Source organism: Actinoplanes sp. NPDC026670 (genome assembly GCF_040638175.1).
Taxonomy (GTDB): Bacteria; Actinomycetota; Actinomycetes; order Mycobacteriales; family Micromonosporaceae; genus Actinoplanes.
The window spans coordinates 39,663-52,012 of sequence record NZ_JBEZXU010000079.1 but is presented as its reverse complement, the minus strand read 5'-3'; the positions used below and the strand labels follow the sequence as shown (position 1 = coordinate 52,012).

Genomic DNA, 12,350 nt, shown 5'->3' with positions numbered 1-12,350 from the left:
CATACGCCGGCGCGACACCGGCCCGGCGGCGGTCAGCCGCCGCGGCCCGACAGCGGTCAGCCGCCGCGGCCGGACGGCGGTCAGCCGTCCCCGGGGTACGCCCGGGTCTCGGCGGCCTTGACCGCCACCCACAGTTCCCGGCCCGGTTCGAGGTGCAGGTGGGCGGCGGCGGCCGGGGTGATGTCGGCGGCCACACTGATCGGCCCGTCCAGCCGGACCCGCAGGTTGTCGCCGTGCCGCTGCACGTCGGCGAGGACGGCCGGCCAGGTGTTGCGCGGGCTGCCGTCCGGGCGGCTCGGGTGCAGCGCGACCGCGGCCGGCGGGAACGCCACGAACGCGTCGCCGTCCACCCGGTCGGTGCTGGTCAGCGTGAAGTCCTCGGTGATCGCCACAGTGTGGCCGTCACCGCGGCCGCGATAGAGGTTGAGGCCGACCAGCCGGGCCACGTAGTCGGTGCGCGGCCGGGCGGTGATCGTCGCCGCGTCACCCTCCTGCACGACCCGGCCCTGCTCGACGATGACGAGACGGTCGGCGAGCACCAGCGCGTCGAGCGGGTCGTGGGTGACCAGCAGGGTCGCGCCGGGATGGGCGGACAGATGGCGGCGCAGCTCACCGCGGGTCTCCAGCCGGGTCCGGGCGTCCAGCGCGGCAAGCGGCTCGTCGAGCAGGAGCAGCACCGGGTCGACGGCCAGGGCACGGGCCAGCGCGACCCGTTGCGCCTGCCCGCCGGACAGGTGGCGGGGCTTACGACGGCCGTGGTCGGCGAGTCCCACCCGGTCGAGCCAGCGGTCGGCTACGGCGTACGCCTGCTGGCGATCTTGACCGTGCCGTCGTGGGCCGAAGGCCACGTTGTCGCGGGCGGTGAGGTGCGGGAAAAGCAGATAGTCCTGGAAGACGACGCCGATCGGGCGTCGTTCCGGCGGGTCGTCGCGGATGTCGCGGCCGTCGAGGGTGAGATGGCCGTCGTCGAGCGGCGTGAGGCCGGCGAGGGCGCGCAGCGCGGTGGTCTTGCCGGCGCCGTTCGGCCCGAGCAGCGCGACGGTCTCCCCGGGAGCGATCCGCAGCTCGATGTCCAGCAGAAACGTGCCCCGACGCACCACCAGGCGCGTATCCAGGAGGGAACTCACGGCGCCGTCAGCCAGCGGTCGCGCAGCCCGGCCAGGATGGCGACCGAGACGATCAGCAGGATCAGGCTGAGCACGACCGCTCCCTCCAGGTCACCGCTCTCCATCGTCTGGTAGACGGCCAGCGGCATCGTCTGTGTGATGCCCGGATAGTTTCCCGCGAACGTGATCGTCGCCCCGAACTCCCCCAGCGCCCGCGCCCAGCACAGCACCGCGCCGGCCGCGATCCCGGGCGCCACCAGCGGCAACGTCACGTGGGTGAAGGTCGTCCACCGGGTCGAGCCGAGAGTGGCGGCGGCCTCCTCGTACCGGCTGTCGGCGCCGCGCAGCGCCCCCTCGACCGCGATCACCAGGAACGGCAGCGCCACGAACGACTCGGCGATCACCACCCCGGCCGTGGTGAACGGCAGCGTGATCCCGAACGTCGAGTCCAGCCACTGCCCGACCAGCCCGCGCCGGCCCAGCGCCAGCAGCAACGCGATGCCGCCGACCACCGGCGGCAGCACCAGCGGCACGGTGATCAGCGCCCGGACCAGACGCCGGCCCGGAAAAGTCACCCGGGCCAGCATCCACGCCAGCGGCACCCCCAGCATCAGGCACAGAACCGTCGCCATCGTCGACGTGAGCAGCGACAACTTCAGCGCTTCGACCACCTGCGGCTCGGCCAGCCGAGCCGGCAGGGTCGACCACGGCGTGCGCGCCAGCAGCCCTGCCAGCGGCAGGAGCAGAAAGATCAACCCCAAAACCGCAGGCACCAGCAGCGGTACGGGTACACGCGCCGTTCTCATGATGATCAGGGTGCCTGGAAACCGGCCTCGGTGAGAACCTTAGCCGCGTCGGCCGACAGCACGTACTCGATGAACGCCTGCGCACCTGCCGCGTTCTTCGCGTTCTTCAGCGCGACGATCGGGTAGTCGTTGATCGCCTTCGCCGACTCCGGGAACTCGACGGCGTCCACGTCGGCCGCGGAAGCCTTGGCGTCGGTGCGGTAGACCAGCGCGGCATCCACCTCACCCAGCTTCACCTTGGACAGCGCCGCCTTCACGTCCTGCTCCAGCGTCACCGGGGTGACCTTGACGCCGGCCGCCTCGATCGCCGTCTTCGCGGCCGCACCACATGGGACGGCCTCGGCGCAGAGCGCGACCTTCAGGTCCGGCTTGGTCAGATCGGCGAGCCCGGCGATACCCTTCGGGTTGCCCTTGGCGACCGCGATGACCAGCTGGTTCTTCACGAACGTGGTCGACTGGCCCGCGCTGTTGCCGGCGTCGACGACGACCGCCAGGTTCTTCGGGGAGGCCGAGGCGAACACGTCGGCCGGGGCGCCCTCGTTGATCTGCGTGGCCAGCGCCGAACTGCCGGCGAAGTTGAACGTGACCTTCACTCCCGGGTGGGCGGTCTCGAACTGCTTGCCGAGCGTGGTGAACGACTCGGTCAGCGACGCCGCCGCGAAAACCGTGATCCCGCCGGTGATGTTGCTGGCGCTGCTGGCCGTACCAGAACCGGGGCTGACGTTGTTGGTGTCGGATTTGTCGCCGCCACATCCGGCCAGGCCGAAGGCGACCACGGCGGCCAGACCGGCCGCCAAGGTACGAAGGGTCCTCAACTGCTTCTCCCTTTATGTGCCACGGCACGCTCCACCACGACCGTGGTCGATTTGATCACTGCCACGGCGACCGAACCGACCTGAAGGTCCAGCTCGTCGACGGCTTCCCGGCTCATCAGCGACACCAGCCGGAACGGCCCGGCCTGAATGTCCACCTGAGCCATGACGGTGTCCTTGACCACGGCGGTGACGATGCCCCGAAGCCGGTTACGCGCCGACGACTCGTCCGCCCGATCATCCGGATCGTTGCCTTTGGCCCGCACGAACCCGGCCAGCTCCACCCCGTCGATCACCCGGTGCCCGGCCTCGTCACGCCCGGCCGGCAGCCGCCCGGCGTCGATCCACCGGCGCACGGTGTCAGCGCTGACCCCGAGCAGCTCCGCCGCCTCACCGATCCGAAACTCCGTCACAGCCGGAACTCTATCGCCCCCGCATCTGCAACCATAGGCGGCCTTGATCACTAGCAGATTCGGCGGGCACCACCTCGCCCTCGCCGCAACTGCCCAATCCCGCCAGCCGTCGCCCACCACGGGAATGCGGCCTTCATAACCGCCGCCAGCGACGGCAGGCGGGTCGGCCGTCGCTCACCACGGGAATGCGGCCTTCGTAACCGCCGCCAGCGACGGCAGGCCGGGCCGGCCGTCGCTCACCACGGGAATGCGGCCGTCGTAACCGCCGCCAGCGACGGCTGGCGGGCCGGAAACCGGGCGGCCGTCGCTCAGCAGGGTTATCCGGTACGGATAACCCGCGTCAGCGACGGCCGGTGGTCAGGCGGTTGGGGCCGGTTGCGGGAGGGCGGCCACCAGGCGTTCGATCTGGGCGCGGATCTCCGGGACGGCTGTCGACTCCCAGGAGCGGCCCCGGCGCAGGGGGCCGACCAGCCACAGGCCGGGGCGGATCCGGCCGTCGGGGCCGGCTTCGAGGCCCAGACCGTGCGGGCCGGTCTCGACCAGGCCTTCGGCGAGCAGGTCGGTGAGCAGCGGGCCGGCCGAGGACGGCAGGGGGCCGGGACCGGTACAGGAGATCACGGCGGCGTACCGGCGCGGGGCCTCGCCCTCGATGTGGACCAGGAGGCCGCCGCGCGGGTCGGGTTCGACCGACAAGAGACGGCCGGAGCGGATCCGTAGGGTGCCCTGTTCGCGGAGGCGGCTGATCCGGGCGGCGATCGGCGGGGCCATCCGGTGCCGGTGCACCTCCCAGTATCGCTGGACGTGCCGGAGGAAACGCTCCTGCGCGGCCGGGTTCAGGCCGTTCCACAGCCGGTCGGCGTTGTGCCGGACGTACTCGACGACCGCGGTCCAGTCGGCGCCGTCGGCGATGGCGGCACGGACACGGCGCAGCAGCGGGCCGAGTTCGGCTGCCTCCGGCAGCGCGAGATCAACGGCGGGCGCGGGTCGCTGCGGGTGGGCCTGTGGCAGCAGTCCGCGACGAGAAAGAGCCTCCATCGGTACGCCACGCGCCTGCTCGTTGATCGTCAACGCCACGTCGATCGCGGTCAGCCCGGTGCCGAGCAGCAGCACCGGCGCCACGACATCCGAACCCGCCGTGGCACCGACCGGCGACGGCCCACCCGAACCGGCGAGCCCGGCAGGCGGCCCACCCTCGGCGTGCGCGGCAGGCGGCGCGCCCGGACCGGCGGCGGCTCGCGCGGCGGTCAGGGCCTGGGTCAGGGCGCCTGGGGTCCACGGGTCGGTGACGAAGGTGGGTGCGCGGCGGGCGGCGGCCGAAACCGCGGGCGGCGGGCTGGACGGCGGGTTGCCGAGAGCGAGGATCACCTGGTCGGCGTGGATCCGGCAACCGTTGGCGTCGGTGATGGTGTATCCGGCGCCCCCTGGCCGTACCGCCACGGCTGTTGATCTGTGGTGCACGAGCCGGGAGCCGGCCGCGGACGCCGCGGCAGCCAGATGGCCGGAAAGGTAGTCGCCGTACCAGGCGCGCGGGAGGAACGTCGCCGCGTCGGCCGGAAGGCCGCGGGCGCGGCACCAGCGCAGCAGGTGCTGGGGGTCGGTGGCGTCGGCGGACATCGTGGCGACGCGGGAGTTGAGGAGGTGCCAGGGCTCGGCGGCGCCGTAGGCGACACCCCGGCCGGGCCGTTCCTCGGGCGAAACAATCACTGTCCGCCATTCGGGATTTTTCGTGATCTCGGCGGCGGCTAGAGCTCCACCGAAGCCGCCGCCGATGATCGCGACGGTATTGCGGTGGCGTCCGGTTGCGGCGGCCGTGACCGTATTGCGGGCAACAGTACTGGTCATTGCGTTGCCACCTCGATCACCGGCCGCTCGGTACAGCAACAGTGCATTGGTTCCTCCTGCGGCTCGCTCCCGCTCCCAGCAAACCATATAACCCGTCGGCTTTGTAGGCTATCCGCGCCGAATTCAGTTGTTAACAGTTCCGCCCTTCCCCGGATCGTCCATCGTGGATATGGTGATCACCGCCTTTGGCACTACGGGGGGTAACCGAAGCGCAACAAACTGATACCCCCTTCCCTCATTCCGGAAGGACATTTCGTCTTGTCTGAGACTCCGTTGTGGCTACAGGGCCGGTCGGCCGTCATCGAAGCCGCTGACCCGTCGGAATTCCGGCACGGCACGCCCGACTACCACCTGTCACACACGGTCATGCCCGGCCAGCGCACCACCGACCATGCGCCCGGTTCCCTGGAGGCGATCGTCGAGTCGATCGTGCAGGTCTTCGAGATGGAGGTCTCGCACAAGCACGACCCCGCGACCTGGGTCTCGATGGTCTCCGAGAAGTTCCGCACCAACATCAACGGCGGCGGCTGGGCCTCCGCGAAGGACATCGCCGAGCAGGGCAGCTACAACGTGCTCATCGGCGACAGCCCGTTCTACCGGGTCGGCAAGGAATCGTTCGACAGCCAGCACGACATCTTCCACGGGGCGTTCCCGGGCGGCTTCTACTGGGAGGTCCTCCAGGTGCTCAGCCCGCCGCCGGTGGTCGCCTTCAAGTGGCGGCACTGGGGCGCCTTCGAAGGCGAGTACCACGGCTTCCAGCCGAACGGCAAGACCATCGAGATGTTCGGCATGAGCGTCGCCAAGGTCGACGACGACCTGAAACTCCTCGAGGTCGAGCACTACTACGACCCGAACGCGTTCCTCGGCTCGCTCACCGGCGGCTGCCCGGTCGCGCACTGACTCCCGGTCCGGGCCGGCCTCCCCTGTCACGAACCTGGGTGGCATGGGCGGCCGGCCTCGCACCTCCGGCACGGCCAACTCGGAAGTAGGCCTAACTTCCTCCCGATCAGGGCCGCTTTTGCGCAGCGGAGCGACAGCGATCAACCCGCGTCGAGCCCATTGACCAGCGTGGCTACCGTCCAAAGTATGACCGGCTACCTCATCGGCGGGATCGGCGCGGCGCTCCTGGTCATCCTGCTCGTCACGACACTCCTGGTCCGGCGCACCCGGGCGAACCGCCACCCCGCAGACCGCGACGAGCTGCTGCGCCGGGCCCGTCAGGCGTCCGGCCAGATCACCCGGGACAACAAGCGCCTCAAGAAGGGCTCCCTCCGGGGCGGCGGCCTGGGCGGAGGCTCCAGCAGCGCCACCGACTGAATTCGAGGTCCGGGCCAACCCCGCGGCGGTCATCGTTGTAGATCTTGCACGGTTCTCCACGTCGGCTCGGTCCCGGTCGGCCCTGGAGATCTTGCACGGTTCTCCTCGTTGGCAGCGATCTTGCACGGTTCTTCACGTCTGGGTGTGGATTGTCGTGCAAGGTCCACTGCGCCGGGGAGACCTTGCAGCTTTCTTCCCGTCGGGCCATGGAAAGGGCTGCAAGATCGGCGCGAGGGTGAAGATTCGTGCAAGATCCGCGGACAACGGACGACGGACGACGGACGACGGACGACGGGCCGTGGCCGACAAAGCCGCGGGGAGGCGTCGCCGGAGGAGGCGTCGCAGCCGAGGAGATATGTCCGTCTGAGGGCTGCCCTTCTCAAGCCGAGGCGCCTGCACAGAAGGCTCCCGGCCGGGCGAAACCTCGCAAGATCGCCGGTCGACGCGGGCTCAGCCGTCGCCGGGCACGGTCAAACCGAACGCATTCCAGCGCCCAGCGACGGCCCGCGGGCTCAGCCGTCGCCCAGCACGGTCAAACCGAACACATTCCAGCGCCCAGCGACGGCCCGCGGGCTCAGCCGTCGCCCAGCACGGTCAAACCGACCACATTCCAGCGCCCGGCGACGGCCCGCGGGCTCAGCCGTCGCCCAGCACGGTCAAACCGAACGCATTCCAGCGCCCAGCGACGGCTGGCGGTCTGCGACGGGGCGCGGTCTCAGGCGGGCAGGGGTAGTGGGGCGGACGGCTTCGTCACGCCGAAGGCGAAGGTGGTCTGGATCGAGGCCAGGGCCGGGATGGTGCGCAACCGGGTCCGGACGAAGGTCTCGTAGGAGGCGAACGAGTCGATGGTCACCTTCAGCAGGTAGTCCTGGTCGCCGGCCAGCAGGTACGCCTCGACGATCTCGGCCACCTGGCGGATCTCCGACTCGACGCGTTCGACCACGTCCCGGCCGTGGGTCTCCAGGGTGATCCGGACGAACGCGGTGATCGGCAGGCCGACGGCCGCCTGGTCGACGACCGCCCGGTAACCGGCGATCACCCCGGCCTCCTCCAGTAGCCGGACCCGGCGCAGGCACGGTGACGGGGACAGGCCGACCCGGTCGGCGAGGTCCTGGTTGCTGATCCGGCCGTCGCGCTGCAATTCGAGCAGGATCCGGCGGTCGATCTCGTCCAAGGCTTTCACGTGGCAGATTCTGCCAAAGCAGGGTCGCCCGGAGCACGAATTGGCAATCGCCTGCCCCGGCCGAAAGCCTAGCGTTCCAACCCATGGGCAGAGGGCTGATCGCGATGGCGGTGACCGTCGTGGTGTGGGCGGGGTTCGCGCTGAGTGTGCGCGGGATCGGGGCGTCCAGCCTGACCACGATGGACGCGGCGCTGATCCGGTTCACGGTTCCGTTGCTGGTGTTCGCCCCGTGGATTCCGCGGACCCTGCGCGAGGTGCGACGGGAACGGCCGATCGTCCTCATCGGGCTGTGCGCCGGAGCGGGGCTGCCCTATTTCCTGGTGGCGGCAGCAGGTGGGCGGATGACCAGCGCGGCCCTGGTCGGCCTGATCATCCCGGGGACCGTCCCGATCTTCGTGACGCTCTTCACGTACCGGCAAAGAATCCGGCTGCCGCAACTGGCCGCGCTCGGCGGGATCGTCGCGGGCGTCGCCGTCGCGGGCGGCAGACCGCCCGGCGGCGGCACCGCGGTCCTTCTCCTGGCGGGCGCCGTCTGGGCGGTCTACACCCTGTCTCTGCGGGTCAGCGTTCTTGATCCATGGGGTACGGCCATCGTGCTCTGCCTGCCGTCATCCCTGCTCACCGCGCTGCTCATCACGACCGGAGCCGTCGATTCGAACCTGGCTCACGCGAACCCGGCCGACCTGGCGTTCTACCTGATCGTGCAGGGCGCGGGCGTCGGCGTGCTGGCCGCGGTCTGCTATCCGATCGCGATCAGGCGCCTGGGCAGTCGCAGCGCCGCGACGCTCGGCGCGCTGAGCCCGGTGGTGACCGCGCTCGCCGCCGTGCCGCTGCTGGGTGAACCGCTCACCGGGGTGCCCGCGCTGGCCCTCGTGGTCGCCGGCGTCATCCTGTTCAATCTGCTGAAACGAGAACCGCATGCTGTTGACGACCGCCCCCGACCCGCTCTGGCAGTTGACCGCGGACTGCGCCGCCGACGCCCGGCCGGACCGGCTGGACCTGCTCGTCGGCGTCTACCGGGACGACTCGGGCGAGGCTCCGGTGATGGCCGCGGTCCGCGCCGCCGAACTGCGGCTGGCTGATCGTTCCCGGTCAAAGGCGTACGTGGGCCCGGCTGGCAACACCCGGTTCCGGCACGAGATGACCCGGCTGCTGCTGGCCGATCCGGTGTTGGCGGCCCGGACCGACGGTGTGCAGGCGGTCGCCGGGACCGGCGCGTTGCGGCTGCTCGCGGAGCTGCTGACGGCGACCGGCCCGGACCGGACGGTGCTGCTGGGCACGCCCGCCTACGTGAACCACCCGGCGATCCTGGCCGCCGCCGGGCTGCGCACCCGGACGTATCCGGTGACCGCCGACGGTGCCGCGATGCTGGCCGCGGTGCACGCCGCGCAGCCCGGTGACGTGCTGCTGTTGCAGGGCTGCTGCCACAACCCGACCGGCCTGGGCTTGCCGCTCGGCCTGTGGGACGAGCTGGCCGCGGCCCTCGCCCGGCGTGGCGTGACGCCCTTCATCGACCAGGCCTATTTCGGTCTCGGCGACGGACTCGACGAGGATCTGGCCGGCATGCGGCGACTGCTGCGTGTCGTCCCGGAGGCGTTCGTCGCGGTGAGCGCGTCGAAGGCGTGGGGCCTGTACAGCGAGCGGACCGGCTGCGCGCTGGTGCTGAGCGCCGACGCGGGACGGCGGCAGCAGGCCCGGACGATGCTGGAGACGATCGCCCGGATCGCCTATTCGCAGCCCCCGGCGCACGGCGCGGCGATCGTCGAGGAGATCCTCACCGATCCGATCCTGACCGCGTGCTGGCGCGACGAGCTGGAGGCGATGCGCCGCCGCCTCGGCCGCCTCCGCGACGGCCTGGCCGCCGGCACCGGCTTCGCCGGGCTCGGACGACAGCGCGGGATGTTCCTCACCCTTCCCCTGGACGCTGCGGCGATGCTGCGATTGCGGCAGATCCATGGGGTGTACGGGCTACCGTCCGGCCGGATCAACCTGGCCGGGATCCCATACCCCCGAATTGAGGCGGTGTCATCAGCCATCAGGTCGGTTGGCGGACGAAATCACGAAATGTCAGCCTGAGAGGGCTACCGTTCGCGTTATTCGGCGAAACGGGAAGGTGGTCATGCTTCCGAGAGGCAGCGCCCTGGCCGTCGTGACCGCGGCCGGCGCCGGGCTGCTCGGCTGGCTCACCGGGCGCTACCTGCGCGGACCCGCCCGCACCTACACGCAGGAACGGGAGATGCTGGCCGCCGTCGCCGACCAGTCCGCCGACGCGATCATCGCCTGCACCCTGGACGGCACGCTCACCGTGTGGAACAGCGGCGCCGAAGCCATGTACGGCTGGCTCGCCGAGGAGGTGCTGGGCACCCCGTTCCGCGGAATACTGCCGCCGGGCGCCGGTCCCGCCCTCGACCAGGCGCTCGCCGTGCTCGCCGCGGGCGGGCAGATCCGCCTGGAGGAGAGCCGCCGGGTCCGCCGGGACGGCAGCACCCTGCTGGTGTCGGTGACCGTCTCGCCGATCCGCAACGAGCAGGGCATCGTCGTCGCCGCGGCCGCCACCGAACGTGACATCACCGAGAAACGGCGGTTCGAGGCCGAGGAGAAACTGGCCATGGAACGGTCGGTGCGGGCCGCCCGCCTGGAGAGCCTCGGGCAGCTCGCCGGTGGGGTCGCCCACGACTTCAACAACCTGCTCGCGATCATCCTGAACTACGCGGACTTCCTGGCCGACGAGGTCACCGGGGACGGCGCGGCCGACCTGTCCCGGATCCGCGACGCCGCCGACCGGGCCCGCTCCCTGACCGGGCAACTGCTGCTCTTCGCGAAACGGGAGCCCACCCAGGTCGATGTGGTCGATCTCAACGAGGTGGTGACCGGCTCCGGAGAGTTGCTGGGCCGGACCATCGGCGCCGACATCCGGCTGGTGTGCCGGCCGTGCGGGGAGACGGTTCCGGTGCACGCCAACCGGGGGCGGCTCGACCAGATCCTGCTCAACCTGGTCATCAACGCCCGGGACGCGATGCCCGACGGCGGGGTCGTGGTGGTGGAGACCGACCTCATCGAGATTCGGGGCGGGTCGGGCGTACCGCTGCCGCAAGGTCGTTATGCCCGGCTGACCGTGAGTGACACCGGAACCGGAATGACCGCGGAGGTCCGTGATCGGCTCTTCGAGCCGTTCTTCACCACCAAGCCGGCCGATCGCGGCACCGGGCTCGGCCTGTCCACCGTCTACGGCATCGTCGGCGACGCCGGCGGGCACATCGGCGTCGACTCGGCGCCGGGGGTCGGCACCACGTTCCGGATCCTGCTGCCGCACGCCGCCGGGCGGGCCGGCCAGGCCGACGGGCCGCCGGTCCAGGCCTGCCCGAGCGGCGACGGGCAGCGGGTGCTGGTGATCGAGGACGAGGACTACGTACGCGATCTGGTGGTCCGGATCCTCCAGGAGAACGGCTACCGCACCACGGCGATCAGCGAGGACGCGGTGGTCACCGCCGACCTGGCCGACGTCGCCCTGCTGATCACCGACGTGGTGCTGCCCGGCCGGTCCGGCCCGGCCGTCGCCGCCCAGCTGCGGGCCCGGTGTCCCGCCCTGCGGGTGCTGTTCATGTCCGGTTACAGCGACGCCGAACTGCGCCGCCGCTACGACATCGCGCCCACCACCCGGATCGTCCAGAAGCCGTTCACCGCCGTCGAACTCCTGGCCACCGTCGGTGAGGCGCTGGCACCAGCCCGCCAGCCGTAGCCGAGCACGGTCAGCCCCAGATCTCGTCGGCGGTCTCGGCGATCAGGCGCAGCTTGGCGACCTGCTCGTCGTAGGTCAGCACGTTGCCCTCGACCGTCGACGAGAAGCCGCACTGCGGTGACAGGCACAGCTGCTCCAGCGGCACATGGCGGGCGGCCTCGTCGATGCGGCGTTTCAGGTCGTCCTTGGACTCCAGCACGCCCCGTTTCGTGGTGACCAGGCCGAGCACGACCATCTTGCCGGGCGGCACGAACCGCAGCGGGGCGAACCCGCCGGAACGGTCGTCGTCGTACTCCAGGAAGAAACCGTCGACGGCCAGCTCACTGAAGAGCGCCTCGGCCACGAAGTCGTAGCCGCCCTCGGCCGCCCACGACGACCGGAAGTTGCCCCGGCACATGTGGGTGGTCACGTTCAGACCGGCCGGGCGGTCGGCGATCGCCGCGTTGATCTGCCTGATGTAGCGCAAGTGCTGGTGCTCGGCGTCGTCGCCGCGGTCGGTCAGCAGGCGCCGCTGTGCCGGGTCGTTGAGATAGGCCAGACTGGTGTCGTCGAGCTGCAGGTAACGGCAGCCGAGGGCGGCGACCCGACGGATCTGCTCGGCGTAGGCATCGCTCAGGTCGGCCCAGAACTCCTCCTCGTCCGGGTAGACCGCCGGATCGATGGCGGCCCGGCCGCCCCGATAGTGGACCATGCTCGGCGACGGGATCGTCAGTTTCGCGGTCACCGCGTCGGCGGTCTCCGCGTTGAGGAAGGCGAAGTCGTCGCCGAAGATCGTCTCGGTGAGCTCGATCGGGGCGTCGACGGCCAGGGCGGCTGATTCGAAGTCGAGTTCGCCGGTCTCGTTGCGGAAGTGGACCTGGATCTTCTCGTCGGTCGGGCGGATGCCCCCGAGACGGTAGATGAAGTCCATGTGCCAGGACGTCCGCCGGAACTCGCCGTCGGTGGCCGAGCGCAGACCGACGTTGCGCTGCATCCGGACCACCTCGCGGATCGCGTCGTCCTCGACGAAACGCAACTGCTCGGCGCTGATCTCGCCGAGAGCGCGCTGCGCACGGGCCCGCAACAGCTGCGGCGGGCGCAGCAGGCTGCCCACGTGGTCGGCTCGGAACGGAGGTTTGTCACGGAGCGTCAT

General features: G+C 70.7%; 11 protein-coding genes and 1 pseudogene. 5 read left to right on the top strand and 7 right to left on the bottom strand.

The window, feature by feature from the left end; genetic code table 11:
• Positions 1–80: 80 nt before the first annotated feature.
• The 5 genes from AB0E94_RS45340 to AB0E94_RS45320 form a co-directional block, all read right to left on the bottom strand.
• Positions 81–1,127: an ABC transporter ATP-binding protein gene (locus tag AB0E94_RS45340; protein ID WP_360340370.1), complete on the bottom strand. Its 1,047-nt coding sequence runs from the start codon at positions 1,125–1,127 to the stop codon at positions 81–83.
• The gene (locus tag AB0E94_RS45335) at positions 1,124–1,912 is read right to left on the bottom strand and encodes an ABC transporter permease (RefSeq protein ID WP_360340367.1); all 789 of its coding nucleotides are present in this window, start codon (positions 1,910–1,912) and stop codon (positions 1,124–1,126) included. The genes AB0E94_RS45340 and AB0E94_RS45335 overlap by 4 nt, the downstream gene beginning before the upstream one ends.
• Positions 1,913–1,917: 5 nt before the next feature.
• The gene (gene modA / locus AB0E94_RS45330) at positions 1,918–2,727 is read right to left on the bottom strand and encodes a molybdate ABC transporter substrate-binding protein (protein ID WP_360340364.1); all 810 of its coding nucleotides are present in this window, start codon (positions 2,725–2,727) and stop codon (positions 1,918–1,920) included.
• Positions 2,724–3,137 (bottom strand): MerR family DNA-binding transcriptional regulator, encoded by a 414-nt coding sequence (locus tag AB0E94_RS45325; RefSeq protein WP_360340361.1) that lies wholly within the window; start codon positions 3,135–3,137, stop codon positions 2,724–2,726. Before AB0E94_RS45325 ends, modA begins: the two co-directional genes overlap by 4 nt.
• Positions 3,138–3,494: 357 nt before the next feature.
• On the bottom strand, positions 3,495–4,979 hold the full coding sequence (locus tag AB0E94_RS45320) for an FAD/NAD(P)-binding protein (RefSeq protein WP_360340358.1): 1,485 nt from the start codon (positions 4,977–4,979) through the stop codon (positions 3,495–3,497).
• Between the two features lie 258 nt (positions 4,980–5,237).
• On the opposite strand from AB0E94_RS45320, the gene AB0E94_RS45315 reads away from it, so the two are divergent.
• Positions 5,238–5,879 carry a SnoaL-like polyketide cyclase gene (locus AB0E94_RS45315; protein WP_360340355.1) on the top strand — a complete coding sequence of 214 codons (642 nt, stop codon included), beginning with the start codon at positions 5,238–5,240 and terminating at the stop codon, positions 5,877–5,879.
• A 186-nt stretch (positions 5,880–6,065) separates the two neighbouring features.
• Positions 6,066–6,296, top strand: coding sequence for a hypothetical protein (locus tag AB0E94_RS45310; RefSeq protein ID WP_360340352.1), 231 nt, complete (start codon positions 6,066–6,068; stop codon positions 6,294–6,296).
• Positions 6,297–7,011: 715 nt separating this feature from the next.
• On the opposite strand, the gene AB0E94_RS45305 is transcribed toward AB0E94_RS45310, so the two are convergent.
• Positions 7,012–7,479 carry an Lrp/AsnC family transcriptional regulator gene (locus tag AB0E94_RS45305; RefSeq protein WP_360340349.1) on the bottom strand — a complete coding sequence of 156 codons (468 nt, stop codon included), beginning with the start codon at positions 7,477–7,479 and terminating at the stop codon, positions 7,012–7,014.
• Between the two features lie 83 nt (positions 7,480–7,562).
• Here AB0E94_RS45305 and AB0E94_RS45300 point away from each other — a divergent pair.
• The 3 genes and pseudogenes from AB0E94_RS45300 to AB0E94_RS45290 all read left to right on the top strand — a co-directional run.
• Positions 7,563–8,363 (top strand): annotated as a pseudogene (locus AB0E94_RS45300) (DMT family transporter); the annotation flags it as partial.
• Between the two features lie 34 nt (positions 8,364–8,397).
• Positions 8,398–9,555, top strand: coding sequence for an aminotransferase class I/II-fold pyridoxal phosphate-dependent enzyme (locus AB0E94_RS45295; protein WP_360340346.1), 1,158 nt, complete (start codon positions 8,398–8,400; stop codon positions 9,553–9,555).
• A 43-nt stretch (positions 9,556–9,598) separates the two neighbouring features.
• Positions 9,599–11,218, top strand: a complete 1,620-nt coding sequence (locus AB0E94_RS45290; protein ID WP_360340343.1) for an ATP-binding protein — start codon at positions 9,599–9,601, stop codon at positions 11,216–11,218.
• A 10-nt stretch (positions 11,219–11,228) separates the two neighbouring features.
• Here the strand turns inward: AB0E94_RS45290 and AB0E94_RS45285 are convergent, their stop codons facing one another.
• The gene (locus tag AB0E94_RS45285; RefSeq protein ID WP_360340341.1) at positions 11,229–12,350 is read right to left on the bottom strand and encodes a 5-methyltetrahydropteroyltriglutamate--homocysteine S-methyltransferase; all 1,122 of its coding nucleotides are present in this window, start codon (positions 12,348–12,350) and stop codon (positions 11,229–11,231) included.